Here is a 25238-nt window from a genome sequence, read left to right on the forward strand (position 1 = left end):
ATCGCTGTTACAGAAAGGAGCCGTCCTGCCATGCGTGCGGGCGGTTCTTTTTTAAAACGATGACAAGTGCCTAAACGTTTTAAAATTTTCTGCATACACTGAGCTTAGAACAGAGGAAGAACTGGCAGGAGGTGTTTTCACATGGGAGGAGAAGTCTTTGCTGGCGGTTTTGCACTAGTCGTCGTATTATTCATCTTATTGATCATTATCGGTGCATCTTGGATTTGCTAATAGATCATCATACACAAAAAGCTGCCATCAAACAGGCAGCTTTTGCTTTGATCTTAAATAGATATGGTAATTTCAACAAATGATGAGATCAGTAAGATCAGTATCGATACATTGATAAAGCGAAACACCTTATCTTGCCGTTCTTCAGGAATCTCTCTGACAAGGCATAATGTATTAGTAAGCCTGTTTATTGAATACACAATAAACGCGGCAAAGACGATGAAGTAAAATAAAACTATCGGAGATCCCCCCTCTCTATGCTATTCCCATACTACATTACCAAATTTTTTATGAAAAAGATAGAAGTTGGCTTTAAAAACCTCATGATGAGGAAGTTGGGTCAACTAAAATATCAAACTCGTCTTGGGCTTGATCAATGATGCATGATTTTGGCGCTTTTAGCAGTTTCCAAGCAAATAAAAAGTCAGGCAAACAATAGCCTGCATGAATACTTGCGATCATAATAAAATAGTGTGCGTACATTGGAAATGCCATTCCTAAAACAAAGTAAACAGGTGAGATGACACAAAACGGGCTGAGCAGTGAGAAAAGCATCACTCTCTTAGGCACGCGCTGCCAGCAATTTCGTTTAAATAACGTCATTTTTTTCTTATGTTTCATGACTGGGATCAAGTGAACCACGCGGTGGACAAGCAATGTCGCAAGTAAAAGCACGACAAAAAGTGGTGCATTGTGACTGCTGAGTCTCGTTTCAGGATGAGTCAGTTGAAAACATAAAAATGCCATAATGAAAAAAAATACAGTAAGACATATGGCTGAAATCATCATTCTCGTATAACCATAATCCTTTTCAAGATTAATGGTCTTCCAACAATTCATTTTTCATCCTTCCAATCTCAAAAAAACTAATTGAATATCTCAAGATAATTTACTCTTCCTGAGGATAAAAATCAATGGTTTTCATGAAAAAAAATAAATTGTTACATTCATATGGAATAAAGAGAGGAAACTTTGGGTTTTTCAAGAAAAAAAGACATAAGAGGGAGGTTCGTCTCTTTCGTCAATGAGTAATTTCGGCTAAAATAGAGTGACTAAGAGAAAGAGGGAACGTACATGAGTATTGAGGAACGAATGAGCCAGCTCGAATATTATATGGAACTGTTACTGACGGCAACAGATATGAGCCGTTATCCATATTATGCGCTATTGATCCGGCAGCGTGTATCGAAAGAAGAGGCAAAGGACATTGAGCGTATTTGTGCTGAGCTCTCAGATGAAATGGACAAGCAAAAAGCACAAGGCTACGTCATGTTCGACGATCTCCTTGCGCTGTTTGCGGGACAGTTAATTGAAAAGCTGGATGTTCATGAGACGATTTTTGCTTTGCATGATCAAGGGCTGTTTCAGCCGTTAATGAATGAATTTATAAAGATCATTAAACAATTTGATTTGCTTTAGAAGCTTTTTCCTCTGCTGAGTCTTCAAGTTCTTCAGGCTTTTTCGTGACTTTCCCACGTTCATTCAAAAAGTCCTTCTCAATGTTTGAAAACGATTTCTCAAAAATCTCCATGAAATCCTCACCATAAATGTTTCGGATAATACACATCATTTCTAAAATTTCAGGGAACTTTCCGTAAATGTCATGAAGCGGCTGTGCGCCTTTGACAATACCAGTTCGGGCCGGGTCGTAATCTTCGAGTAGTTTATGGAATGTCTCTTCGCCTTTTGGCGTTAGTTCAATATACGTATTGCGTTTATCGTTTAACTTTTTAGAAAATTTTAAAAATCCTCTTTCCTCTAATTTTTTAGAGAAGTTAAACGCCGTTGATACATGCATGACGCCAAACTTTGCAATTTCTGATATTGAAGCTCCTTTTAATTGATACGCAATCCACAAAATATGATGTTCATTGATATTTAGGTTATACGGTTTGATCCACTGCTGCCAGTCCTTTTCAATGGATTTCCAAAGAGCTTTGCTCAATTGGGCCATTCTTTGACTGAATAAAAGTGCTTCTTTTACATCGAAAGGCTGTTCCGAATGATTCATCCATTTCACCTACTTCTCTTTTTCTTGTAATTCTATTATGCCAATAAAATAAAGATTAATAAAGCTGAAAATTCAAGAATTTTTAAAAGTCATGAAAAACATTGACAAAATAACCTTTTTTCAACAAAAAAAGTGCGGGATACGCACCCCGCACACTTTTGTAAACGAATATTTTTTTGTGAGTATATTAGTTTTGTAAGGTTTTCTCCAGTTGTTTGAGCTTTTCCTCAATTTCCTGAATTTCCTTTTGTAAGTCCTGCTGATGAGGTTTGATTTCCTCGCGCCATTGCTGTATCGATGTTTGTAATTCAGTTCCGACCTCTTTAATGACTTCAGCACTTTCTTTTGCGGTTTCAACAATCTGCTCTTTTAAAGCTTGTCCATCTCTTTTTAATCTTGTCAGCGTATCTTCGAATTTGTCATAGCCGTCTTTCATCTTTCCGCGTACATCTCTGCCAGAAGAGGGAGTCGTCAGGAGCACTGCCGCACCTCCGAGGAGACCGCCTACAAATAATCCTGTTAATAAAGAACGTCCACTAGCCATTCCAATCACCTCTAGTCAAATTTTACACATTCGCATGTTCTCTCTGAGCTGACGATCAGCTTCATTGAACTTCCATACATAGCTTGCTTTATTTTAGCATACTTTTGAAGAAAAGGGAGGGGAGAAGGTTGTCTGTCTTTCTGTTCGTTTTTACGTGTATGTGTGTGATTTTCGCAGGTGGTTCTATTCATTATGTAAGGCAGCTTGGGTATGCAGGGTCTTATCCGCCAAAACATGTATTAAGACAAAAAGCAATTGTGTGTGCAGCAGGTGCAGGGATTTCGCTCTCCATTTTGCTGCTTACCCTTTTTCTTTTATAGAAGCATGAAAAAAAACTCTTCATCTAATGAAGAGGTTCCAGCATGTAGACAAACCCTCGCATTCGTTGTCAGTCCTGCGTGCAGGTGCTCACGAATGTCAAATTCGCTCCGCGCCAGTACTCGTCCTTCCTAGACTTCAAGGGCTTTCAATCATGCTGAAAAGAAGACAAAGGGCTAAAATAAAGAATCATTTTAGCCCTTTGTCAACAATATGAAAAAAACCTCTTCATCTAATGAAGAGGTTCAGTTATTCGTTAAGCGACTTCAATCATTCTTGCGCGCTTTAATATGGACTGAGCAATCGGGAAGACAAATACCATAGCTATCGTATTGATCACAGTTGCTGGCAGGACAACACCTACAAGAAGTGCTGGTAACGCAGCCGGCAGTCCAGTAATCAGTAAAGCGGCAGATAGGAAAATCACGCCCGATACGACGGTCCCAACAGCGGTGAGTACAGCGGTCAGAACGACTTTGTTCTTGATCTTCAGGCAAGATAAGAAAAGGGCTAAGAAGATAAAGGCTGTCACCGGTTTATCAATCATATTTGGAATTTGTCCGCCTGGAAAACCTGTTGTCAAAGCGGAAATGACCCCAGTGACTAGGGCGATCACAACGACATGCTGTACCTTCGGAAAAAGGATGATGCTTAAAAACATCATAACCAGCATCATATCAGGTTTCATTCCGAAAAAGATGGGCGGGAAAATCGTATGCAAAACAGCTCCCATTGCTGCAAGCAATGACATAATCACTAATTCTTTTGTTTTCATTTCTATGCTCTCCTCTGCTAAGCTCTTAGAACTCTCCAATAATATGGCTGATCATTTATTGCAAGAGTCATGACTTTATATTTCTCGTTATTATAACAAATTTATTTCACGATAGAAAAGCCTTTTTACTCATTTTCTTGCTGGAACTTTTTCATAAAGTCCGCAAGCTTTTGGCAGTCTTCTATAGAGACGGCGTTGTAAATCGAGGCTCTGCATCCGCCAACAGAACGGTGGCCGGCGAGTCCAACCATTTGTTCTTGTTTTGCTTTCTCCACAAAGGATGCAGTGAGTGCATCATCACGCAGGGTAAACGTGACATTCATATGCGAACGGCTGTCAGCACGTGCATGTCCTTTGTAAAAACCGCCGCTTTGATCAATCGTATCATACAGAAGTGCTGCTTTTTGTTCATTGCGTTTTTCTGCTGCTTCTACACCGCCCGCCTGTTTCACTTGCTCCAGGACAAGGGACAGCATATAAATCGCAAAAGTCGGTGGTGTGTGATAAAGAGAATTGGCTTTGGCATGTGTTGAATATTTTAAAATTTTAGGTGTGCCGCTTTTTTCTTTCTCTAATAAACGTTTGCGCGCGATCACAATCGTGATACCAGAAGGCCCTAGATTTTTTTGTGCCCCGGCATAAATGAAATCAAATGAAGACACGTCTATTTTTTTGCTGAGAATATCACTGGACATGTCGGCAATAAGCGGGAGTGACGTGTTCGGGAACGTTTTCCACTGAGTACCGAAAATGGTATTGTTCGATGTGATGTGCAAGTAAGCACCGTCATTTAAAACGGACGCATCTACATCTGGAATATACGAATAGTTGTCGTCTTCACTTGAGGCAAACACTGATGTTTCACCAAACCCTTTTGCTTCTGACAAGGCTTTCTCTGACCAAGCACCTGTTTGGATGAAATGAGCCGTTTCGCCTTCATGTAAGAAGTTCATCGGAATCATTGCAAATTGAAGACTTGCCCCGCCTTGTAAAAAGAGGACCTCATAATCTTCTGGAATGTCCATCAATTCTACCAAGAGTGCTTTCGCTTTATTGTGGACTTCTTCATACTCACCGCTGCGATGAGAAAGTTCCATCACAGACATCCCGGTTTGTTTAAAATCAACAAGTTCTTCCTGTGCTTTTTGAAGCACTTCTAGCGGCAGCGCCGCCGGACCAGCATTAAAATTCGTCGTTCGCTTCATCACAATCTCTCCCTATTTCTCGCGTTAATGGATCAAAAGATAAAACCATCCTATCACAAATTTGAAGCATTTGGACAAAAAATTTGAATCGTCCTAAATATCTTACGATTCAGAGGATAAGCTCAGAAAAGAGGCGAAAAAAAGAAAAACCTCATCAATTAAGATGAGGTAAGGCGCGTATGGATGGCAGAAGAAATGTCTTTTAAATCCTCTGATGTATATTGATCTTGGTGTGATTTCCATACGGCACCAAAGCCGTCGCCTTTGCCATAACGCGGAATAATATGCATATGGTAATGGAACACAGATTGTCCAGCTTTTTCACCGTTGTTGTTCAGAAGGTTTAAACCAATTGGTTCAAATTCTTGTTTGATGGCTCTAGCAATTTTCGGAATCGCTTGGAAGTAATGATTAGACACTTCTGGTGTCATGTCATAAATGTTTTCTTTATGTATTTTCGGGATTACAAGGGTATGTCCTTTTGTTACTTGGCTGATATCAAGAAAAGCCAATACATGCTCGTCTTCATATACTTTTGCACATGGAATGTCTCCATCAATGATCTTGCAAAAAATGCAGTCGCTCACGCCATGTCACTCCTCATTATTTTTCCTTTATCGTATCACAAAAAGAAGCAAAAAAGAAAACAGGACAAGCGAACTCCTTTGGTCGCTCATCCTGCTCCTGCAGAAGAAATGCTGATGCTTTCATTTGATATGCCTTTTGAATTCTCTATTTACTGAAATAAAGAATTCATATGCCTGCTATTTCTGCCGTAAACACCTCATTTGACGTTTTGGTTCGTCGTATACATATTTGTATAGGACACAAAAATCAAGAATCAGTGAAGCAAAACAGAAGCTAAGGTTTTTAGATGAAAAACCAACTTGTCATGCGGTTATTGCCTTTAACAAACACCTCATTTACGTATTGGTCATCAAGTTCATTTCTTCTACATACATTATGATGACCAGTATGCCGATGTTTTATTCATGAGTTGTCTATAGGTAAACATTTCAAATTGTCTTTCGTTTTTGGTACTATAAAGGAAAAAAGAAAGAAAGGAACGAACTGATGTCCCTTCTAACTGTAAAAGATGTAACGGGTGGATATACAAAGAATCCCGTTCTGAAAAATATTTCATTTGAATTAGAAAGAAACCAAATCGTTGGTCTCATTGGCTTAAACGGGGCGGGAAAAAGTACAACCATTCGTCATATTATTGGATTAATGAAACCTCATAAAGGGGTCATTGAGCTGAACGGACGAACCCTTCAAGAAGATCAAGAGGCGTATCGTTCACAATTTACGTTTATTCCAGAGACACCTGTCTTATATGAAGAATTAACGTTAAAAGAGCATTTAGAGCTGACAGCGATGGCTTACGGCCTTTCAAAAGAACAATTAGAAGAACGTCTGCCGTCTTTGCTGAAGGAATTCCGAATGGAGAAGCGATTGAAATGGTTCCCTGCTCATTTTTCTAAAGGGATGAAGCAGAAGGTGATGATTATGTGTGCGTTTCTTGTGGAGCCAGAGTTGTATATTATCGATGAGCCGTTTTTAGGGCTTGATCCGCTTGCGATCAACGCATTATTAGAACGGATGAATGCGGCGAAACAAAACGGTGCAAGTGTTCTGATGTCAACGCATATTTTAGCCACAGCGGAACGTTATTGTGATTCCTTTATTATTTTGCATGAAGGGGAAATTAGAGCGAAAGGAACACTGACAGAACTAAGAGAGCAGTTCAACATGAGAGATGCGACACTCGATGATCTTTATTTGGAATTAACAAAGGAAGAAAGCTATGAGTAAAACAACGCAAACCATTTGGAAATCACGATTAGAAGAACACGTACAAGAAACAAGAAAATATTTAAAATATATGTTCAACGATCATCTTGTGATTGTGCTCATTTTTTTCCTTGCAGGCGGGGCGAGCTGGTACAGTAATTGGCTGAAGCATATTCCAGCTCACTTCCCATCCTATTGGGTCATGGCAGTTGTTTTCTCATTGGTCCTGACTAGTTCTTACGTGCGAACGTTGATCAAAGAGGCAGATCTTGTGTTTATGCTTCCTTTGGAAGCTAAGATGGACCCTTATTTAAAACAAGCGTTTAACTTTAGCTTCATTTCTCAGTTATTTCCTTTGATTGCCGTGTCCATTATTGCACTTCCGCTATATTCGGCTGTCTCCTCAGGCGATCTGATGCTATATGTGCTCATTTTGGCGCAAATGATCTTAATAAAAGGTCTGAATACAGCGATTCAGTGGAGAATCACTTATTTTCAAGGGAAACATGTCAGATGGATTGATGCAGTGATTCGTTTTCTGCTCAATACAATGTTAATGTATACCGTTTTACAAGCAGCTTATGCCATTGCCATCGTTTTTTATCTTTTATATGCTGTCTATCTCATTTACTTAACAAATGCAGTAAAAAAACAGCCTTTTCAATGGGAATTGCATATTTCTGATGAGTTAAAACGAAAACAGCGTTTTTATCGCTTGGCAAACTTATTTACGGATGTCCCTCATTTAAAGAAACAAGTGAAAAGAAGGGCGTATATGGACTGGGTCTTGCAGTTTGTCCCTTATGAACAGCGTAAAGCTTTTTCTTATATGTATGTGAGGGCGTTTTTACGTTCAAATGACTATTTTGGTCTTGTGTTTAGGTTAACGGTCGTGTTTGTGCTCATCCTCTTGTATACAGGTGCAGCAGGCTGGGTGGGGGCATTACTTGTCTTGTTTACAGTCTTTATCACAGGTGTACAGCTTGTCCCTTTAACAAAGCACTTTGCTCATCTGTCGTTACAGGCACTTTATCCTGTGTCTCAGCAAGAAAAAGATCGAAGCTTTTTTGTTCTCGTACGAAATGTACTCATCATCCAGTCAATTGTACTGAGCTCCGCCGTTTTCCCAGCAGGTGGATGGAAGGGAAGCGGACTTGCTCTTCTCATTTCATTGGTATTTGTGCTTGTCCTCTTCAAGCCTTACGTACAAAGCAGATTAAAAAAGATGAGATAAGCGGAGAATTGTTTTTTACAGCGAGCGAATGATGTCACCAAGGAGGGAACTGGGATGAATGCAGCTGAACGGGAACTGTATGAAGAGGCCATTTTTTTTCAAATGCGTTTTTTAAGAAAACCATCCAAGATCGAGCGGTTTTCAAAAGGCGTTCAGCAGCAAGTGAATCGCCGAATCCCTGCTCGATTTCATCAAGTCATCACAAGTGCGGTGAAAAAAATGGTTGAATCCACCGTATCAGGAAGCCATTTTACTTCATTTACAGTCATTGATGAACAATTGTCTATTGTAGAGCGAAATGAGCTGGCAAAGGAAAAGGTGACATATTATCAAAAGGCCGCTGCGATTGAAGGAATTGGCACAGGTGCGGGTGGATTGTTTCTCGGAATGGCGGATTTCCCTCTCCTTTTGAGTATTAAAATGAAATGTCTATATGAGCTTGCTTGTATATATGGATTCGATTTGTCTCAAAAAGAGGAAAGACTCTTTTTGCTTTGTATTTTTCAACTCGCCTTTTCAAGCAGTACACACCGTCAAAAAATGATGAAACTCATTGAAGAATGGGAAACAACCCGGGAAGAGATGGATTGGTATAGCTTTCAGCAGGAATATCGAGATTATATTGACCTTGTGAAGCTGTTTCAATTAATGCCTGTGGTCGGTGCCGCTGTTGGTGGGGTGGCAAATCATCAGCTGACAGGACAGCTTGGTGAAGTCGCACGCCATGTGTTTCACTTGCGTGTGTTGAAGGAATTGAAATAGAAAAGCCGCTGTTGGGCAGCGGCTTTTTTTCATTCATCGTAGGAAAGGACGGCATGAGCGAGTACCTTTGCTGCGACAGGCATTGCGTTTTCGTTAATATCAAATTTCGGATGGTGGTGTGGATACACATCTTGGCTGTTTTCTGGCATAGCGCCTGTGTAGAAGAAAGTACCAGGAACATGCTGAAGGTAGTAAGCAAAGTCTTCTCCGCCCATTTGGGTTTCTGCTTCTTTTACTTCTGTGACTCCTTCTGTCTGTTTGGCTATTTCTGCTATATATTCAGTTGGTGCAGGGTGATTTTTGACTGCAGGATAGCCTCTTACATATTCATAAGTATAAGAGGCATCGTGCATGTGGCAGACACCTTTCACTACCTGTTCAATTTCACGTTCAATGATATGGCGTGCACTCTCTTCAAAGGAACGTGCAGTACCTGTTAGCACGGCCGAATCTGCAATGACGTTAAAGGCATTTTCAGCGACAAATCCCCCTACAGATACCACCGCAGAATCAATCGGGTTGACTTTACGGGCCACGACCTGCTGAAGATTGGCTACAATTTGTGAACCGATGAGTACGGCATCTTTCGTCAGGTGCGGCTGTGCGCCATGTCCGCCTTTCCCTTGCACTTGAATAGAGAAACGATCGGCGGCTGCCATAAAGTTCCCGCTTTTATAAAGAACAGTGCCGCATGGCTCTGAGGACCAAAGGTGGGTGCCGAAAATGACGTCAACACCGTCTAAACAGCCATCTTCAATCATTGGTTTCGCACCGCCGGGGGCATATTCTTCAGCGTGTTGATGAATGAGGACGATTTTTCCTTTTAATTGATCTCGGTGCTCATGTAAGATCTTCGCTAAGACGAGAAGTGTTGCTGTGTGGCCATCATGACCGCATGCGTGCATGACGCCAGGTTTTGTTGAACGGTAAGGTACATCCTTTTCATCATGAATGGGAAGTGCATCAAAATCAGCTCTCAATGCAATGGTCGGTCCAGGGGAAGCTCCTTCAATAAAAGCGAGTACACCATGTCCGCCTACATGTGTGCGTGTTGGGATATGTAATCTGTCATAATATTGAGCGATGTAAGCAGCTGTTTCCTCTTCCTGAAAAGAAAGTTCTGGATTCATATGGAGATGGCGTCTAATTTCAACCATTTCCTCATAATGTTCATCAAGACGTTCATTGATCCTTTTGTGTAAAGTGGATACTGTCATTGATCCGAAAACCTCCTTTAAGCTCTTTTACTGATTGTATGGTAATTGTTAGAATCTTTCAACAGAAGAGGATGTCGAGAATGACAGAAAAGGTCATTTTACATAAAAGTCGAAGGTTAAGTATGAAGCTTGAAAAGGGGGAGTGGCATTGGGAAGCTGTCCAAATTGTTCAAAAGCATTTTCTTTCGTCGAAAAATTTCATTTATCGCATACGAGAATGATGCTTTGTCCAAGCTGCCGGCATCAAATCAAAGAAACGTTCGTTTCGAAGATGAGCTTTTTGATGATTTGTTTGATTCCACTGTTGGTACTACTTATTCAGATGAAAGGTGCTTCACCTATGCTCAAATGGCCCATCTTATTAGGATGGATCTTGCTGAATTTTTATGTACTTCAGCCAATCATTCATCGGTACGAGCTTAGAGATAAGCGTTGAAAGCCCAGCAGAAGGGCTTTTTTTTATGAAAAAAAGAAGTGCGAAGAGCAGCACTTCTTTAATGGTCTATGACGGCATGATAGGATGTCAGATAGGCAGGACGAGAGAAGATGGAGCCAGTATCCTCGTGCGGCTGAAAGAAGGCTTCTGACTCTTGAAAGTCTTGAAATAAGTCTTCAGATTCCCAAAGGGTCAAAATTAAGTACACTTCTTCATCCTTTTTTGGTCTTAACACACGAAGCGCCTGAAAGCCGCGCTGGTGTTCTGACATATTTGTTTTTTTCTGAAAGGTGGATTCAAAAAGTGCTCTGCTTTCGAGCTTTACAGGGATATGATTCAGCGTGACAAAGCCAGATTGGACGAGCTCACCTTTTGTATAAATCACATCATAGGCATGGGGTGCTTTAAAGACTGTCTCACCCTCCGTTTCATGAAAAAGAGCCGCTTGTTCCTTACCGACCGTATAAAGCAGATTTTCAAGATGATGTTTTTTTGCGATTTTTTGCAAAAAGTCTGCTGTTCCATATGTAATATAGAAATTCATCTAAACCGCCTCCTGCTTGATAGTATAACAAAAGAATGATATATAATTCTTTGGTAGTCAATCCATAAAACATATTATGAAGCAATACATCCCATACTATCCGTATAAAGGAATGAGGTGACCTAATTTGAAGAAAAAGAAGATAATCATTCCATTAGTCATTGCAGGAAGTACAATCGTGCTTTCATTTATTGGCTATCTGACCATTTTATTTTTAGGACATTATGTCATAGACGAAAAGAAGCTCGTTTTTCACGCTTCCTCGAAAATCATTGATCAGAATGGAAAAGAACTCACAAGCATGTATTCAGAAAATCGGGACCCTGTGTCATTAAAAGAGGTCCCAGATAAAGTGGCGAAAGCTTTTGTTGCTGTAGAGGACAAGCGCTTTTATGAGCACCACGGAATTGATGCACAATCGATTTCAAGGGCGGTTTATCGAGATATATTAGCAGGTGGAAAGGTAGAAGGCGGCAGTACCATCACCCAGCAGCTCGCCAAAAATATCTTTCTCACAAATGATAAAACGTTTCTTCGAAAAACAAAAGAAGTCATTATTGCGATCAATTTAGAAAGAGATTATTCAAAGGACAAGCTGCTTGAAATGTATTTGAATCAGCTTTACTTTGGTCATGGCGTCTATGGGATCCAAGCAGCGGCCAATTACTATTTTAGTAAAGATGTAAAAGATCTCACTGTCAGTGAAGGAGCTACACTTGCTGCCATGCCAAAGGCACCTTCAACGTATTCCCCTGTTCTACACCCAGATAAAAATAAACAAAGACGGGATACCATCCTGAATTTAATGAATGAACAAGGATATTTGTCTTCTACAGAAACAGTTGAAGCAAAAGGAAGAACACTTGGTATTCATTTAAAAAAGAAATCAGAAACCCCTTGGGTGGACAGTTATGTAGATCTCATGATTAAAGAAGCAGAATCACAGTATTCGATTTCGCATGAACAATTGCTTCAAGGCGGCTATACTATTACCGTACCAATCGATATGAATTTGCAAAAAGTTGCCTATGATGCGATGAAAAACAATCGTTATTTCCCGGGAAAAAGCGGGTCACCTGAAGGCAGCGCTGTGTTTATTGACAACGCATCTGGTGGTGTAAAAGCAGCAATAGGCGGACGAGAATATCAGGCAAGAGGCTATAACAGAGTCACAGCTGTTAGACAGCCTGGTTCTGTCTTTAAGCCGATCGCAGTATATGGTCCAGCGATGCAGGAGAAAAAATTCAGACCGTATTCACTGCTTGAGGACAAGGAAAAAAGCTATGACGGCTATTCTCCAAAGAACTACGATGGACAGTACGAAGGCAGGGTCACGATGGTAGAGGCTCTCATGAAAAGTAAAAATACATCTGCCGTATGGACGTTAAGCCAGCTTGGCATCGATACGTCTAAATCCTATCTTGAGAAAATGGGAATGGATATTTCGGATAAAGGACTTGCCATAGCGCTTGGCGGTTTAGAAAAAGGGGTTTCTCCGTTGCAGATAGCTGGAGCATTTCATACATTTGCAAATGAAGGCGTCTATAAAAAGCCGTTCTTCATTCAGAAAATCACGAATGATGATGGTGAAACCGTTGAAAAAAATCGAAACAAAGAAGAACGAGTGTTTAGCGTACAAAATGCTTGGAATATGACAAGAATGCTTCAACAGGTCGTCAAAGGCGGAACCGCTCAGAGCGGATCATACGCTGGAGATTTGGCTGGTAAAACAGGCACAACTACGTATGCCGGTGTCAAAGGGGCAACGAAAGATGCTTGGTTTGCTGGCTACACGCCTAGTACAACAGGGGCAATCTGGATGGGGTATGACAAAACGGATAACAGTCATTATTTAACTGGCGGCAGTCAGTATCCAGTGCAGTTAATGAAAGATATTTTAACGACAGCCCAAATAACCAATGAAACATTCCAAAAACCAGAGGGAATTAAAGAACTTCAATCGCCAATCCATTTAGAAGGACTGTCAGGCTTTGAAGCACGTTATGCATTTAAAATCAAAGGGCTCTTTACATTGGAGCTGTCATGGGATGAACAGGAAGACAAACGCGTTGAATATCGTATTTATGAAAAGAGAAATGGAAGCGAGACCCTGATCGATTCTGTAACGGGAACAAACAGCTACACAATGCCGTATGCAAATGTGTTTTCAGATGTGCAGTATAAGGTTGTTCCATACAATACTCAAACACAAGAAGAAGGCGAAGGTAGTGCTTATATCAAGCCAGAGGCTTTTGGACGTTAATATTCGGCGATTTTTTGAACATTGAGCCGCTTTAGTATACCGAGCCTTGAAAAAGCGGTATAGTAAAAGCAGTGTTTGAGCCTTATACAAAGAGAGTGTGAGGCGAAAGGTGGAATGAAAGGTAATGGGAAAAACGAAGGCTTTTAATGACACGTTCTTAAAGGCGTGCAAAGGGGAAAAAACAGACCATGTACCGGTTTGGTATATGAGACAGGCAGGACGCTCGCAGCCTGAATATCGTGCCCTTAAAGAAAAATACGGGCTATTTGAAATTACGCATCAGCCAGAGCTATGTGCTTACGTAACAAGACTTCCTGTAGAACAATATGGTGTAGATGCCGCTATTTTATATAAAGATATTATGACTCCGCTTCCAGCTATTGGAGTGGATGTTGAAATTAAAAATGGAATTGGACCAGTGATTGACTCGCCTATTCGGACAAAGGCAGATATCCAGCGTCTTGGAGAGCTTCATCCTGAAGAAGACCTGCCATATGTGCTTGATACGATCAAGCTGTTAACAGAGGAGCAGTTGAATGTTCCGCTGATTGGTTTCGCAGGTGCACCTTTTACGATGGCAAGCTATATGATCGAAGGCGGTCCATCTAAAAATTATCATAAAACAAAGGCGCTCATGTACAGTGAGCCAGAGACATGGATGCTTTTGATGAATAAATTAGCCGATATGACGATCACATACATACGCGCTCAGGTAAAAGCAGGCGTCCGAGCATTTCAAATCTTCGACTCTTGGGTTGGCGCTTTAAATGCAGCAGATTACCGGACCTTCATTAAGCCTGTCATGCAGCGTATTTTCACAGAGCTGAAGTCTGAAAACGTACCAATGATTATGTATGGTGTCGGTGCGAGCCATCTGGCGAAAGATTGGCATGACTTGCCGCTTGATGTCGTTGGACTGGATTGGCGTATGAGTATAGACGAAGCGCGAAAAGAAGGCTTAACAAAAACGTTACAAGGAAACCTTGATCCAACGATTTTACTTTCTCCTTGGGAAGTGATTGAAGAAAGAGCAAAAGCGATTTTAGATCAAGGAATGAAATCTGATCAATTCATCTTTAACTTAGGTCACGGGGTATTTCCTGATGTCTCACCAGACACGTTAAAGAAGCTGACTGATTTTATTCACGATTATTCAGCTAAACATAAAAAGACATCCATCTAAATGATTTCAAATGATCCGAAGGAGTGTTGGTTGTGGAGAAAAAGAAAATGGGGCTACTTGTCATGGCATATGGCACCCCATATAAAGAAGAAGACATTGAACGTTACTATACACATATCCGCAGAGGCAGAAAGCCAGAGCCGGAGATGCTGCAAGATTTAAAGGACCGCTACAAGGCAATTGGCGGCATTTCTCCTTTATCAAAAATTACAGAACAGCAGGCAAATGGTTTGTGTGAACATTTGAATGAGATCCAAGACGAGATTGAATTTCATGTATACATTGGGTTAAAACACATCGAGCCTTTCATTGAAGATGCTGTCGCTGACATGCACCGAGATGGTATCACAGAAGCGGTGAGTATTGTCCTAGCACCGCACTTCTCCACATTTAGTGTGAAATCGTATAACAAACGTGCACAAGATGAAGCAGAAAAGATTGGCCATCTGAACATTACTTCTGTTGAAAGCTGGTACGATGAGCCGAAGTTTGTGGACTATTGGGTGAAACAAGTGAAAGAGACGTATGCATCCATGAGTCAGGAAGAGAGAGATTCAGCAGTGCTGATTGTGTCTGCACACAGTCTTCCTGAAAAAATTATTGCAGCAGGGGACCCATACCCTGATCAGCTTGCACAATCTGCAAAAATGATTGCTGAAGGTGCAGGAATTGAGCATTATGAAATTGGCTGGCAAAGTGAAGGCAATACGCCTGATCCGTGGCTTGGACCAGACGTACAGGATCTCACGCGTGACCTATTTGAGCAAAAAGGCTATAAAACATTTGTATACGTGCCTGTTGGTTTTGTCGCTGATCACCTTGAAGTGTTATACGACAATGATTATGAATGTAAAGTCGTCACGGATGAAATTGGTGCAGCTTACTATCGTCCAGAAATGCCAAATGCGAAACCAGCATTTATTGATGCACTGGCAGCAGTCGTATTAAAGAAGCTTAATGAAAGCAAGTAATCATATAAAAGAAGGCGATCCTATGCATGACAATCAAAAACACCTTGTCATCATTGGCGGTGGCATCACAGGTTTGGCCGCCGCCTTCTATTTGGAAAAGGAAATTGAAGAAAAAGGCCTTCCTATCCAAATATCTCTTATTGAAGCGAGTCCTAGGCTAGGTGGAAAAATTCAAACATTATATAAAGACGGTTATATCATTGAACGTGGACCCGATTCATTTTTAGAAAGAAAGGTCAGTGGACCCCAGCTGGCAAAAGATGTTGGCCTATCTGATCAGCTCGTCAATAATGAAACAGGGCAAGCGTATGTATTAGTCAATGAAACCCTTCATCCGATGCCAAAGGGCGCTGTCATGGGCATTCCAACTCAAATCAGTCCTTTCATTACAACTGGGCTTTTTTCAGTTGCCGGAAAAGCACGTGCAGCGATGGATTTCGTTTTGCCAAAAAGCAAACAGACAGAAGATCAGTCTCTGGGGGAATTTTTTAGAAGACGTGTGGGTGATGAAGTGGTGGAGAATTTAATTGAACCGCTACTATCAGGCATTTATGCTGGTGACATTGATCGCCTGAGCTTAATGTCTACCTTCCCGCAGTTCTATCAAACAGAACAGAAGCATCGCAGTTTGATTCTTGGGATGAAAAAATCACAGCAGCATGCAAAAGCGCAACAAGTGACAGCGAAAAAGCAAGGACAGTTCCAGACAATCAATCAAGGGCTGCAAGCACTTGTTGAAGCGGTCGAAAGTAAACTCAAGCTGACGAAGATTTACAAAGGGACAAAAGTGACCCAGATCGAAAAAGCAGAGGGAGGCTATGGCGTTCAATTAGACAGCGGTCAAACGCTTTTTGCAGATTCTGCCATTGTGACAACTCCTCACCAATCGATCTATTCCATGTTTCCAAAAGAAGCAGGGCTTGAGTACTTGCATGACATGACATCGACTTCTGTTGCAACAGTTGCACTCGGATTTAAAGAAGAAGATGTTCACAATGAATATGATGGTACTGGTTTTGTCATCTCAAGAAATAGTGATTTCTCCATTACAGCATGTACGTGGACAAATAAGAAATGGCCTCACACTGCACCTAAAGGAAAAACATTGCTCCGTGCATACGTTGGGAAAGCTGGCGATGAATCAATTGTTGAACAGTCTGATCATCAAATCGTGAGCATCGTGCTGGAGGATTTGAAGAAAATCATGGATATTAAAGCAGATCCAGAGCTGACGACAGTGACTCGCTGGAAAACAAGCATGCCGCAATATCATGTGGGTCATCAAAAAGAGATTTCGACGATGAGAGAAACGTTTAAGCAATCATATCCTGGTATTTATATCACGGGTGCTGCATTTGAAGGTGTTGGGATTCCTGATTGTATTGATCAAGGAAAAGCTGCCATCTCAGAAGCTGTATCTTATCTATTTTCATAAAAAACAAACTCCCTTTTCTGTCATGGAAAGGGAGTTTTTCATGTTCGTATGTTTAGAAAAGAGTGGTGAATAATAAAATTGAACAAAGTTGTTGCATCTGACGAAAAAGATGTGGTATATTACTTTCTGTACTTAATGACCGAAACGTTCAAATAGTCATTTTGGGAGTGAGATCATGAGTGTTGATAGGAGACAAATGATTTTAGATGGAGCAACAAAGGCGTTTACCCAGTTCGGGTATAAAGCCACGACAATGGACCTTGTAGCAAAGCTTGCTAACGTCGGAAAAGGAACGATTTATACCTTTTTTAAAAACAAAGAAGAGCTGTTCGATGAAATTTTCACATCACTGTTAATGGAGATGAGGAAAATTGCAGATGAAGCAATAGATGAGAAGAATAGTTTCTCAGAAAATCTTCACTTAGCACTCTTTGCAATATTAGAATTTCGAAAAAACCACCAACTTACAATTAAAATCTTTCAGGAAAATGCGGAGCTTGGCACATCAGCAGTGAAAGAAATGATTGAAAAAATGGAGCAGATGATCATTCGCTATATTAAAACAAAAGTAAAAGAAGCGATTGAAAAAGGCGATATCAAGCCCTGTGATCCTGAATTGACGGCATTTGTGATGGTGAAACTATATATTGCACTTATTTTTGACTGGGAAAAGCGATATGAGCCTTTAACAAAAGAAGAGGTCGCTGAATCGCTCGAGCTTTATGTACTAAAAGGACTGTCTGCAACAACATAATTTTTTTTAAGTTCAAATGACCGAATTCTTAATTTAGTCATTCATCAATGGGAGGAAAACAGCAATGAATGTAATTCGGAATCAATGGAAAGACATTGTGACGAGCAAAAAACTACTGATCCCGATTTTAGCTGTCTTATTTATTCCACTGATTTATAGTGGTGTATTTTTAAAAGCTTACTGGGATCCATATGGTACAGTTGATCAATTACCTGTAGCGGTTGTCAACTTGGATGAAGGTAGTCATTATGACGGCAAAACCCTTCAAGTGGGCGATGATTTAGTGAAGGAATTGAAGAAAAACGATAGTTTCAAATGGCATTTTGTTGATAGTGAAGAAAAGGCCATCAAAGGGTTAAATAACGAAGACTATTATCTCGTCGTCGAGATTCCGAAAGATTTCTCGAAAAATGCGAGTACAGTACTAGACAAACATCCGAAAAAATCGAATCTGAAATATTATACGAATCCAGGCGCAAACTATGCTGCGTCTCAAATTGCGAATAACGCCATTATCAAATTAAAAGATTCGGTTTCAAAGGAAGTCACAGAAAATTATGCAGAGGTCATCTTTGATAACTTCAAAACGATTGCAAAAGGATTAGATCAAGCAAGCGATGGAGCGAAGAAAATTGATGACGGAACAAAAAGCGCAAAAGACGGTAGCCAAAAGTTAAAAGACAATTTGGCGAAATTGGCAGAAGGAACGTTAACGTATAGCGAAGGTGTTCATCAGTTTGCAGGAAAAATGGGTGAACTGAACACTGGAATTCAATCTCTTGATAGCGGTCTTGGTCAGCTCTTAACAGGCTATCAAACGATTGATCAGAAATTTGGTGAGCTTGGCACAGGAATTGATACATTGACCGAAGGGTTAAACACAAGCCGTGAAGGACATGAGCAGCTTTCTTCTAAAATGCCGCAATTCACAGCAGGCATTGAGCAGCTGAACAATAAAGCACAGTCATTTTCAGAAAAAATCGCTGCTGTGGAGAAAGTATTGTCTTCACCTGAATTAGCGAATCTTGAAAAGATGGCGCCTAAGATTGATCAGGTGAAAAAAGATGCAAAAACGTTTAGTAACAAACTTGCTTCTTTAAAAGAAGCATTATCTAATCGAGATGCAAAAGTAAAAAGTATTATTCAAAACAGCTCGATGACAGATGAAGAGAAAAAGGCGGCAATGGATCAACTAGACAGTCTTCCTACAATCGAACTGCCTGATTTGTCTGGGCTTGAGCAAAGTTTAGCGGCGCTGCAGGAACTGCCTGACGCAAGTGAAGTTCAGTCTGCGGTTGCATCTGCAAAAGCACAGTTACAGCAAGTCAAGCAGCTGCCAGAGAAAACAGAACAGCTGTATACATCAACAGTCGCCATACAAAATGCGATTGATCAAATGACATCTGGTACGAATAAATTGTATCAAGGTGCACTGAAGCTTCAAACGGGTCAAGGGAAATTACAAGATGGCCTGCAAACAGCAAATGGAAAGCTTGATACAGCGAAAAGTGGTGCGGATAAACTGGCAAATGGTTCAAGCCAGCTTAGTGCAGCATTGAATAAACTAGAAAGTGGATCAGCGAGTATCCAAAGCAACTCATCTAAACTGGCTGAAGGGTCAAAATCCCTTGATAAAGGATTAGGTGACTTAAAAAGTGGGACTGGAAAGCTTTCTGATAAGCTAAAAAGCGCTGCAGATGAAACAGGAGACATTGATGCGGGGCAGGACAACTACAATATGATTGCAAGCCCAGTCAAAACAGAGAATGATACAGCGAAAAAAATTGATAACTATGGAACAGGGCTCACACCATATATTTTATCAATGGGACTCTTTGTTGGAGCTCTTATGCTGACTGTTGTATTCCCAATGAAAGATCCTGCAGGACGCCCTAGAAATGCGTTTGAATGGTTTGTCAGCAAATATAGTGTGCTTCTCTTAGTCGGTATCTTGCAGGCAGTGATTGCAAGCTCCATGCTCATCTTTGGACTTGGACTTGAAGTGGAAAGCCTCTGGCGCTTCTATCTCTTTGCGATCATCGTCAGTCTGACATTCCTAGCGATCATTCAGCTTCTTGCGACGACGATGGGGAACCCAGGACGCTTTATTGCCGTCATTATCTTGGTTCTTCAGCTTGCAGCAAGTGCTGGTACATTCCCGCTAGAGCTTGTACCAAAATTCTTCCAAGTCATTCACAGTCTGCTTCCAATGACGTATACCATCAACGGATTTAGAACGATCATTGCCAGCGGTGATAACAGTTATTTATGGCACCAAGCAGCGATTCTTGGAACAGTAGCCATCATCATGATGGCTGCAACAACAGCATACTTTGCTTGGAACATAAGAAAAATGAAACAAGAAGAAGCTTAATCAAAAAAACCTTTCTCTTCCATGAGAAAGGTTTTCAGCGTGTAGACAAACCCTCGCATGCGGTGTCAGTCCTGCGCTTCGGTGCTCACGAATGTTAAATTCGCTCCGCCCCGATGCTCGTCCTTCCTAGCATGCAAAGGTTTTCTATCACGCTGAAAAGAAGACAAAGGGCTAAAATCAAGTTCATTTTAGCCCTTTGTCAACAATCTGAAACCTTTCTCTTCCATGAGAAAGGTTTTTTTGATTAGAAATTAGACATCAGGAACCCGAAGCGATATATTTTAAGAAGGATGCTGAAAAAAGGCATGCTTGGAAAGAATTTCTTTTAGATGAAGGAGGATATGCCGAATGACAACGGAAGTAAATGAAACGGTTCAGCTTATTCAAAAGCTTGTGTCAATCCCAAGTCCATCAGGAAATACTGAGAAAGTGATTGGCTTTGTCGAACGTTTTTTACAAGATTTACATATTGAAACGAAGCGAAATCGAAAAGGCGGATTAATTGCCACCCTAAAAGGAACAGATGACAAGGAACACCGCATGCTGACAGCACATGTCGATACGCTCGGTGCGATGGTCAAAGAAATTAAATCAAATGGCCGGCTGCGTCTTGCACTCATTGGAGGCTTTCAATATAACTCGATAGAAGGCGAGTATTGTGAAATTGAAACAGTAACAGGCCGTACATACACAGGTACCATTCTGATGCATCAAACGTCCGTTCACGTATATGAGGATGCTGGAAAAGCGAAGCGAAATCAAGAAAATATGGAGATTCGCTTAGATGAGAAAGTGAAAAATGCAGACGATGTGCAAGCACTCGGCATTCAAGTAGGAGACTTTATCTCATTTGATCCTAGAGTGGAAGTGACGTCTTCAGGTTTTATTAAATCAAGACACCTTGATGATAAGGCAAGTGTGGCGTTGTTGCTGAGATTGATTCACCGCATTCAAACAGAGAACATCACATTGCCGCATACGACACATTTCTTAATTTCAAATAATGAAGAAATCGGATACGGTGGGAACTCGAATATCCCGGAAGAAACGGTGGAATATTTGGCTGTTGATATGGGAGCCATCGGTGACGGTCAATCAACCGATGAATACAGTGTGTCGATATGTGTGAAGGATTCTAGCGGTCCTTATCACTATGGTCTCCGCAAACATTTAGCAGCATTAGCTGAGGCAAATAAGATCGATTACCGCCTTGATATATACCCTTATTATGGCTCAGATGCGTCGGCAGCGATTCGAGCAGGGCATGATATCATTCATGGACTGATTGGACCTGGCATTGACTCTTCGCATGCCTTTGAAAGAACCCATGAAGACTCATTGATTCATACAGCCAATCTTCTGTACCACTATGTTCAAAGCAAATTAATCACAGCATAAAAAAAGAACCCCGCGATCGGGGTTCTTTTTGATTAGCTTGAAAGTTGTGTTGGCTCAGGTACATCTTGTCCAGTCATCACGCGGTGTCCTTTTTCAGGGTCATATTGCCCTTCCCATTTAGACATCACGACAGCTGCAAGTGCATTACCAGTTAAGTTGACAACGGTTCTTGCCATATCCATGATACGATCAACACCTGCAATAAAGGCTAGACCTTCAGCAGGAACACCGATCGTTCCAAGTGTTGCAAGTAATACAACAAATGATGTACCAGGAACGGCAGCCATTCCTTTTGATGTCACCATCAGTACAAGGATTAGTGTGAGCTGCTGTACGATTGTGAGGTCAATGCCATATACCTGCGCTAAGAAAAGCGCCGCAATGGCTTGATACAAGACGGAGCCGTCCAGATTAAACGTATAACCAATTGGGATAACAAAAGAAACAATTCCTTTTGGACACCCGATGCGCTCCATTTTATCCATGACTCTCGGTAAAACTGTTTCAGAGCTGGATGTACTAAAGGCGAGAAGCATTTCGTCTTTCATGTAAGCAAGAAATCTGAAAATATTGACGCCAATCATCTTTCCAATAATTCCGAATACAACGATAAGGAAGAGAGCGAGCGCAAAATAAACAAGACCTACGAGCTTACCTAATGAAACAAGAGATTCAAGACCAAATTTTGATACTGTCACACCAATGAGCGCGAACACACCAAATGGTGCAGCTTTCATCACAACATTGACGACATGGAACATCGCATGTGACACACCTTCAAAGAAGGCGAGAACTGGTTTGCCGCGTTCACCAATCGCTGAAACGCCAAGTGCGAATAATACAGTGAAGAAAATAATCGCAAGCAAATCACCTTCCGCCAATGATTGGAAGAAGTTCGTCGGAACGATATGAAGGAACGTATCAGCAACTGATTTACTGCTTTGTTCTTTTTCCGTTTCAACATACTGGCTAATATCCTGTTTTTCTGTATGTCCAAAGTCAACGCCTGCACCTGGTTGAACAAAGTTCGCAAGCACAAGACCAAGGATGATCGCAAACGTTGTGATAATTTCAAAATAAAGAATGGTTCTAAAACCAAGCTTCCCTACTTTTTTACCATCACCCGCACCTGCAACACCTAAAATTAAGCTAGATACGACAATCGGAATGACAATCATCTTAATGAGTCGTAAGAAGAAGTCTCCAATTGGTTTTAAATATGTCTCAACACCAGGGTTACCGAAAAAGATCGCACCAACCACGACACCGAGAATAAGACCGATTAGGATTTGAGTAGCTAATCCAAATTTTAATTTTTTCATAGATTTCCTCCCTAACTTATTCATTAAAGGAATATTCCCATTATATTAAGTTTTAATATATGAATTAAAGTATAACTAAAATTAAAGAGGTTCGTCCACGATTAAATTATATTAAGAAAATACAAAATTATTTGAAAAAATGGACACTTCGAACCCCCTTCGTTGTTTTAAGTCAATAAAAAGTGCCTTCCGAACTAAAAGTCATCATATGAAAATACTAAAAAACCCTTCTGTACCAAGGGTTTTACCTTTTTACCTATTTTTCAGAAAAAATAAAAAGCACTTTTGACTCCAACTGACGACGGAGGAAAAAAGTGCTTTTTTATTCTATTTATTTCCTTATTTAAGATAACTTACTTGTGAGCATTCCTCACATTCATTACCGTAACACTCGTGCTGTTCCATTAAATCATTTCCACATTTTGTGCATTTTTTTGAAGGCAAATTTCTAAAAAACTCAGTGATTTTTCCTAGCATTTGTCATCCTCCAATACGTTTTATTGCTATCATTGTATTATAACAGATTAATAATTGTCAATCTGTTTTGTAACAATAGGCAAGAAGAATGCTTTTTTTATGAAAAATGGGTATATTGTAAGAAGGGGATTTTTTGAAAAGGAGGAAATATGACGATGAAATTAACCGTGATTGGCTGCTACGGAGGATTTCCAGCAGCTGGTGAAGCCACATCAGGTTATCTTTTTGAATCAGATGGTTTTCGTCTGCTTGTCGACTGCGGGAGCGGAGTTCTGTCAAAGCTTCAGCAATACATTGATATAGAAGAACTAGATGCTGTACTCCTTTCTCATTATCATCACGATCATATTGCAGATATCGGACCTCTCCAATATGCGAAGCTAGTGGGTTATCATTTAGGAAAAAGCAGTGGTCCGCTGACGATCTACGGACACACCGGGGATCAAGCAGCATTTCAGCGGCTCTCTGATGATGTACATACAAAGACAAAACCTTATCACCCGGAAGAGGGCATTCAAATCGGACCATTTCAAATTGATTTTTTGAAAACGGTTCATCCGGCAGAATGCTATGCGATGAGAATTCAGGCAAATGAGGCTGTGGTGGTGTATACAGCTGATTCCAGCTATCAAGATGCATTTATCCCTTTTAGCAAGGATGCAGACTTACTTATTGCCGAAAGCAACTTTTACGCCGGACAAGACGGATCGGGTGCAGGACATATGAACAGCACTGAAGTAGGGAAGCTGGCAAGTGAAGCAAATGTTGGAGAGCTCATCATCACCCATCTGCCTCATTTCGGTCGGCATAAAGACCTAGTCAATGAAGCACAGGCGTTATATACTGGCAATATACAGCTTGCCCATTCAGGGCTTATATGGAACAAGGAAGGAAGATAGAGATGCTGTTTATCGATAACGAGCAACATTATGACCCAATGATTAATTTAGCCATTGAAGAGTATTGCTTAAAATATTTAGATCCAGAAGAAACGTATTTGCTGTTTTACATCAACCAGCCGTCCATTATTATTGGAAAGAACCAAAATACAATAGAAGAAATCAATACAAAATATGTCGAAGACAATGGCATCAAAGTCGTTCGCCGGTTATCTGGCGGTGGTGCGGTTTACCATGACAAAGGAAACTTGAACTTCAGTTTTATTACAAAAGACGATGGGGACAGCTTTCATAACTTTAAAAAATTCACCGAGCCAGTCATCAAAGCGCTTGAAAAGCTTGGCGTCAAAGCGGAATTAAGCGGCAGAAATGACATCATGGCAGATGGGCGTAAAATTTCGGGGAATGCTCAATTTGCTACACGAGGACGTATCTTCAGTCATGGCACCCTATTATTTGATTCAGAAATTGAACATGTTGTCTCGGCATTAAATGTGAAGAAAGAAAAGATCGAATCAAAAGGGATTAAATCCATTAGAAGCAGGGTCGCCAACATTAGTGAACTGATGGATCAAAAAATGACAACAGAAGAATTTAGAAAAATTCTTTTAAGCTATATTTTTGACACGAACGGAGACGTGCCTGAGTATCAGCTGACAGAAAAAGATTGGGAGAAGATTCATGAGATTTCTCGTGATCGATACCAAAAATGGGAATGGAACTACGGCCGTTCTCCTAAGTTTAACTTGCAGCACTCTAAGCGTTTTCCAGCTGGATCGATTGATCTTCGATTAGAAGTGAAAAAAGGCATCATTCAAGACTGCAAAATTTTTGGTGACTTCTTCGGTGTAGGAGATATTGCTGATATTGAGAAACGACTCATTGGGCAGCAATATGATCGCAAAACCATTAGTGATGTATTAGAAGACATGGATATGCGCCATTATTTTGGTAACGTATCAAAAGAAGATTTTCTGGATTTGATTTATTAAGCAAGGACAAGCACGGCTAGAGATAGCGGTGCTTTTTTCTAATGATAGGGATGAAAGCGGTTTACATTTGATCTTGTGAATTTTTTCGATTGTCTATTA

General features: G+C 40.6%; 26 protein-coding genes. 15 read left to right on the forward strand and 11 right to left on the reverse strand.

The genetic code is table 11. From position 1 onward, the window contains the following. Nucleotides 1-141 precede the first annotated feature (141 nt). Nucleotides 142-231 carry a YjcZ family sporulation protein gene (locus NSQ11_RS05020; RefSeq protein ID WP_017360317.1) on the forward strand — a complete coding sequence of 30 codons (90 nt, stop codon included), beginning with the start codon at nt 142-144 and terminating at the stop codon, nt 229-231. 53 nt (nt 232-284) lie between these two features. Here the strand turns inward: NSQ11_RS05020 and NSQ11_RS05025 are convergent, their stop codons facing one another. Further along, on the reverse strand, nt 285-470 hold the full coding sequence (locus NSQ11_RS05025; RefSeq protein ID WP_072368131.1) for a hypothetical protein: 186 nt from the start codon (nt 468-470) through the stop codon (nt 285-287). An 82-nt stretch (nt 471-552) separates the two neighbouring features. Beyond that, on the reverse strand, nt 553-1071 hold the full coding sequence (locus NSQ11_RS05030) for a DUF3267 domain-containing protein (protein ID WP_007497155.1): 519 nt from the start codon (nt 1069-1071) through the stop codon (nt 553-555). Nucleotides 1072-1305: 234 nt separating this feature from the next. Here NSQ11_RS05030 and NSQ11_RS05035 point away from each other — a divergent pair, with 234 nt between their 5' ends. Further along, complete coding sequence (locus tag NSQ11_RS05035; protein ID WP_007497157.1) at nt 1306-1650, forward strand: YhaI family protein; 345 nt, start codon at nt 1306-1308, stop codon at nt 1648-1650. Here the strand turns inward: NSQ11_RS05035 and NSQ11_RS05040 are convergent. Together NSQ11_RS05040 and NSQ11_RS05045 are read right to left on the reverse strand one after the other, a co-directional pair. Beyond that, nucleotides 1628-2242 carry an HTH-type transcriptional regulator Hpr gene (locus tag NSQ11_RS05040; protein ID WP_007497158.1) on the reverse strand — a complete coding sequence of 205 codons (615 nt, stop codon included), beginning with the start codon at nt 2240-2242 and terminating at the stop codon, nt 1628-1630. The two genes, NSQ11_RS05035 and NSQ11_RS05040, sit on opposite strands and share 23 nt — an antisense overlap. A 187-nt stretch (nt 2243-2429) precedes the next feature. Next, entirely contained in the window at nt 2430-2786 is a 357-nt protein-coding gene (locus NSQ11_RS05045; protein WP_007497160.1) for a YtxH domain-containing protein, read from the reverse strand. 128 nt (nt 2787-2914) lie between these two features. Between NSQ11_RS05045 and NSQ11_RS05050 the strand changes: the two genes are divergently transcribed. Next, entirely contained in the window at nt 2915-3106 is a 192-nt protein-coding gene (locus NSQ11_RS05050; protein ID WP_008348888.1) for a hypothetical protein, read from the forward strand. 254 nt (nt 3107-3360) lie between these two features. Here the strand turns inward: NSQ11_RS05050 and NSQ11_RS05055 are convergent, their stop codons facing one another. The 3 genes from NSQ11_RS05055 to NSQ11_RS05065 all read right to left on the reverse strand — a co-directional run bounded on the left by NSQ11_RS05055 (nt 3361) and on the right by NSQ11_RS05065 (nt 5671). After that, nucleotides 3361-3879, reverse strand: coding sequence for a tryptophan transporter (locus tag NSQ11_RS05055; protein WP_017360314.1), 519 nt, complete (start codon nt 3877-3879; stop codon nt 3361-3363). Between the two features lie 125 nt (nt 3880-4004). Then, nucleotides 4005-5084 carry a 3-phosphoserine/phosphohydroxythreonine transaminase gene (gene serC / locus NSQ11_RS05060; RefSeq protein ID WP_017360313.1) on the reverse strand — a complete coding sequence of 360 codons (1080 nt, stop codon included), beginning with the start codon at nt 5082-5084 and terminating at the stop codon, nt 4005-4007. Between the two features lie 158 nt (nt 5085-5242). Next, a complete protein-coding gene (locus NSQ11_RS05065) occupies nt 5243-5671 on the reverse strand; it encodes an HIT family protein (protein ID WP_008348883.1) in 429 nt (142 codons plus the stop codon). 487 nt (nt 5672-6158) lie between these two features. On the opposite strand from NSQ11_RS05065, the gene NSQ11_RS05070 reads away from it, so the two are divergent. From NSQ11_RS05070 to NSQ11_RS05080, 3 genes are read left to right on the forward strand one after another with little or no spacing between them, the layout of a single operon-like run. Then, on the forward strand, nt 6159-6899 hold the full coding sequence (locus tag NSQ11_RS05070; protein ID WP_008348877.1) for an ABC transporter ATP-binding protein: 741 nt from the start codon (nt 6159-6161) through the stop codon (nt 6897-6899). Continuing rightward, nucleotides 6892-8112, forward strand: a complete 1221-nt coding sequence (locus tag NSQ11_RS05075) for an ABC transporter permease (protein ID WP_007497169.1) — start codon at nt 6892-6894, stop codon at nt 8110-8112. The genes NSQ11_RS05070 and NSQ11_RS05075 overlap by 8 nt, the downstream gene beginning before the upstream one ends. 54 nt (nt 8113-8166) lie before the next feature. Beyond that, nucleotides 8167-8874, forward strand: coding sequence for an EcsC family protein (locus NSQ11_RS05080; RefSeq protein ID WP_048001729.1), 708 nt, complete (start codon nt 8167-8169; stop codon nt 8872-8874). A 29-nt stretch (nt 8875-8903) separates the two neighbouring features. Here the strand turns inward: NSQ11_RS05080 and NSQ11_RS05085 are convergent, their stop codons facing one another. After that, nucleotides 8904-10091: a M20 family metallopeptidase gene (locus NSQ11_RS05085; protein WP_008348870.1), complete on the reverse strand. Its 1188-nt coding sequence runs from the start codon at nt 10089-10091 to the stop codon at nt 8904-8906. A gap of 494 nt (nt 10092-10585) precedes the next feature. After that, the gene (locus tag NSQ11_RS05090; protein ID WP_007497177.1) at nt 10586-11071 is read right to left on the reverse strand and encodes an antibiotic biosynthesis monooxygenase; all 486 of its coding nucleotides are present in this window, start codon (nt 11069-11071) and stop codon (nt 10586-10588) included. Nucleotides 11072-11198: 127 nt separating this feature from the next. Here NSQ11_RS05090 and NSQ11_RS05095 point away from each other — a divergent pair, with 127 nt between their 5' ends. From NSQ11_RS05095 to NSQ11_RS05125, 7 genes are all read left to right on the forward strand, one after another. After that, complete coding sequence (locus NSQ11_RS05095; protein WP_335357815.1) at nt 11199-13334, forward strand: transglycosylase domain-containing protein; 2136 nt, start codon at nt 11199-11201, stop codon at nt 13332-13334. A 124-nt stretch (nt 13335-13458) separates the two neighbouring features. Next, entirely contained in the window at nt 13459-14517 is a 1059-nt protein-coding gene (gene hemE, locus NSQ11_RS05100; protein ID WP_007497181.1) for a uroporphyrinogen decarboxylase, read from the forward strand. A gap of 32 nt (nt 14518-14549) precedes the next feature. Then, nucleotides 14550-15488 (forward strand): ferrochelatase, encoded by a 939-nt coding sequence (hemH, locus tag NSQ11_RS05105; RefSeq protein WP_265154020.1) that lies wholly within the window; start codon nt 14550-14552, stop codon nt 15486-15488. A gap of 22 nt (nt 15489-15510) precedes the next feature. Next, entirely contained in the window at nt 15511-16923 is a 1413-nt protein-coding gene (gene hemY / locus NSQ11_RS05110; protein ID WP_025207039.1) for a protoporphyrinogen oxidase, read from the forward strand. Nucleotides 16924-17098: 175 nt separating this feature from the next. Then, nucleotides 17099-17677, forward strand: coding sequence for a TetR/AcrR family transcriptional regulator (locus NSQ11_RS05115; RefSeq protein WP_007497184.1), 579 nt, complete (start codon nt 17099-17101; stop codon nt 17675-17677). Nucleotides 17678-17741: 64 nt separating this feature from the next. Then, nucleotides 17742-20051 (forward strand): YhgE/Pip domain-containing protein, encoded by a 2310-nt coding sequence (locus tag NSQ11_RS05120; RefSeq protein ID WP_048001728.1) that lies wholly within the window; start codon nt 17742-17744, stop codon nt 20049-20051. Between the two features lie 348 nt (nt 20052-20399). Further along, nucleotides 20400-21449 carry a M42 family metallopeptidase gene (locus NSQ11_RS05125; protein ID WP_035703473.1) on the forward strand — a complete coding sequence of 350 codons (1050 nt, stop codon included), beginning with the start codon at nt 20400-20402 and terminating at the stop codon, nt 21447-21449. A 32-nt stretch (nt 21450-21481) separates the two neighbouring features. On the opposite strand, the gene NSQ11_RS05130 is transcribed toward NSQ11_RS05125, so the two are convergent. Together NSQ11_RS05130 and yhfH are read right to left on the reverse strand one after the other, a co-directional pair. Further along, the gene (locus NSQ11_RS05130) at nt 21482-22771 is read right to left on the reverse strand and encodes a cation:dicarboxylase symporter family transporter (RefSeq protein WP_008348850.1); all 1290 of its coding nucleotides are present in this window, start codon (nt 22769-22771) and stop codon (nt 21482-21484) included. 339 nt (nt 22772-23110) lie between these two features. Next, nucleotides 23111-23248, reverse strand: coding sequence for a protein YhfH (gene yhfH / locus NSQ11_RS05135; protein WP_008359029.1), 138 nt, complete (start codon nt 23246-23248; stop codon nt 23111-23113). A gap of 155 nt (nt 23249-23403) precedes the next feature. Between yhfH and NSQ11_RS05140 the strand changes: the two genes are divergently transcribed. Then, the gene (locus NSQ11_RS05140) at nt 23404-24147 is read left to right on the forward strand and encodes an MBL fold metallo-hydrolase (RefSeq protein ID WP_025207043.1); all 744 of its coding nucleotides are present in this window, start codon (nt 23404-23406) and stop codon (nt 24145-24147) included. Between the two features lie 2 nt (nt 24148-24149). Further along, nucleotides 24150-25139, forward strand: coding sequence for a lipoate--protein ligase (locus NSQ11_RS05145; protein ID WP_008348846.1), 990 nt, complete (start codon nt 24150-24152; stop codon nt 25137-25139). Nucleotides 25140-25238 lie beyond the last annotated feature (99 nt).

Source organism: Bacillus sp. FSL W7-1582, from assembly GCF_038593325.1.
Lineage (GTDB): Bacteria > Bacillota > Bacilli > Bacillales > Bacillaceae > Bacillus > Bacillus altitudinis.

What these genes read in the sequence shown, in the direction of transcription:
- NSQ11_RS05020 (WP_017360317.1), top strand. Translation starts at nt 142, where the DNA reads ATGGGAGGAGAAGTCTTTGCTGGCGGTTTTGCACTAGTCGTCGTATTA.
- NSQ11_RS05030 (WP_007497155.1), bottom strand. Translation starts at nt 1,071, where the DNA reads ATGAATTGTTGGAAGACCATTAATCTTGAAAAGGATTATGGTTATACG.
- NSQ11_RS05035 (WP_007497157.1), top strand. Translation starts at nt 1,306, where the DNA reads ATGAGTATTGAGGAACGAATGAGCCAGCTCGAATATTATATGGAACTG.
- NSQ11_RS05040 (WP_007497158.1), bottom strand. Translation starts at nt 2,242, where the DNA reads ATGAATCATTCGGAACAGCCTTTCGATGTAAAAGAAGCACTTTTATTC.
- NSQ11_RS05045 (WP_007497160.1), bottom strand. Translation starts at nt 2,786, where the DNA reads ATGGCTAGTGGACGTTCTTTATTAACAGGATTATTTGTAGGCGGTCTC.
- NSQ11_RS05055 (WP_017360314.1), bottom strand. Translation starts at nt 3,879, where the DNA reads ATGAAAACAAAAGAATTAGTGATTATGTCATTGCTTGCAGCAATGGGA.
- serC (WP_017360313.1), bottom strand. Translation starts at nt 5,084, where the DNA reads ATGAAGCGAACGACGAATTTTAATGCTGGTCCGGCGGCGCTGCCGCTA.
- NSQ11_RS05070 (WP_008348877.1), top strand. Translation starts at nt 6,159, where the DNA reads ATGTCCCTTCTAACTGTAAAAGATGTAACGGGTGGATATACAAAGAAT.
- NSQ11_RS05075 (WP_007497169.1), top strand. Translation starts at nt 6,892, where the DNA reads ATGAGTAAAACAACGCAAACCATTTGGAAATCACGATTAGAAGAACAC.
- NSQ11_RS05080 (WP_048001729.1), top strand. Translation starts at nt 8,167, where the DNA reads ATGAATGCAGCTGAACGGGAACTGTATGAAGAGGCCATTTTTTTTCAA.
- NSQ11_RS05085 (WP_008348870.1), bottom strand. Translation starts at nt 10,091, where the DNA reads ATGACAGTATCCACTTTACACAAAAGGATCAATGAACGTCTTGATGAA.
- NSQ11_RS05090 (WP_007497177.1), bottom strand. Translation starts at nt 11,071, where the DNA reads ATGAATTTCTATATTACATATGGAACAGCAGACTTTTTGCAAAAAATC.
- hemE (WP_007497181.1), top strand. Translation starts at nt 13,459, where the DNA reads ATGGGAAAAACGAAGGCTTTTAATGACACGTTCTTAAAGGCGTGCAAA.
- hemY (WP_025207039.1), top strand. Translation starts at nt 15,511, where the DNA reads ATGCATGACAATCAAAAACACCTTGTCATCATTGGCGGTGGCATCACA.
- NSQ11_RS05115 (WP_007497184.1), top strand. Translation starts at nt 17,099, where the DNA reads ATGAGTGTTGATAGGAGACAAATGATTTTAGATGGAGCAACAAAGGCG.
- NSQ11_RS05120 (WP_048001728.1), top strand. Translation starts at nt 17,742, where the DNA reads ATGAATGTAATTCGGAATCAATGGAAAGACATTGTGACGAGCAAAAAA.
- NSQ11_RS05125 (WP_035703473.1), top strand. Translation starts at nt 20,400, where the DNA reads ATGACAACGGAAGTAAATGAAACGGTTCAGCTTATTCAAAAGCTTGTG.
- NSQ11_RS05130 (WP_008348850.1), bottom strand. Translation starts at nt 22,771, where the DNA reads ATGAAAAAATTAAAATTTGGATTAGCTACTCAAATCCTAATCGGTCTT.
- yhfH (WP_008359029.1), bottom strand. Translation starts at nt 23,248, where the DNA reads ATGCTAGGAAAAATCACTGAGTTTTTTAGAAATTTGCCTTCAAAAAAA.
- NSQ11_RS05140 (WP_025207043.1), top strand. Translation starts at nt 23,404, where the DNA reads ATGAAATTAACCGTGATTGGCTGCTACGGAGGATTTCCAGCAGCTGGT.
- NSQ11_RS05145 (WP_008348846.1), top strand. Translation starts at nt 24,150, where the DNA reads ATGCTGTTTATCGATAACGAGCAACATTATGACCCAATGATTAATTTA.